The sequence below is a fragment of the Actinotalea ferrariae CF5-4 genome, assembly GCF_000603945.1.
GTDB classification, from domain to species: Bacteria; Actinomycetota; Actinomycetes; order Actinomycetales; family Cellulomonadaceae; genus Actinotalea; species Actinotalea ferrariae.
This window is the reverse complement of the sequence record NZ_AXCW01000600.1, coordinates 1-450: the sequence shown is the minus strand read 5'-3', so window position 1 is coordinate 450 and position 450 is coordinate 1. Positions and strand designations below refer to the sequence as shown.

At 80.0% G+C, this 450-nt stretch carries 1 protein-coding gene; it reads left to right on the top strand.

Annotated elements, in window-relative coordinates:
• On the top strand, positions 1–450 hold a 450-nt coding region (locus tag N866_RS21905; protein ID WP_034230123.1), incomplete at both ends, for a hypothetical protein.

The following is a 450-nucleotide window of genomic DNA, read 5'->3' as shown; positions in this document are numbered from 1 at the left end:
CGGTCGACGCCGACGCCCACGCCCAGCACGAGCTCGGCGCAGCGACGACGGCCCTCGCCGACGCCCACGCCGCCGCGGGTGCGACCGACGCCGACGCCATCGCGGTCCACCTCCAGGCGGCCCTCGCCGTCCACGCCGAGGCGGAGGGTGTGCTCACGAGCGCGACCGCCCGGGCCGAGGCGGCCGACGGAGCCGTCCTGGAGGCCGAGGAGGCCCTCGCGCTCGCCGTCGACGCCTACGAGCCGGACCCGCACGCCGTCGCGGCCGCCGAGCTCGCCCTGGCGCTCGCGCTCGACGAGCAGGAGGAGGCGCACGCCGCGCACGTCGAGGCACGGGCCGACGTCGAGGCCGCCCTCGCCGTCGTGCTCCGCCTGCAGGGTGAGCACGAGGCCGCCCTGGCGGCCGACGCCGCCGTCGCGACCGCCCAGGCCCGGCTGGACGCCGCGATCG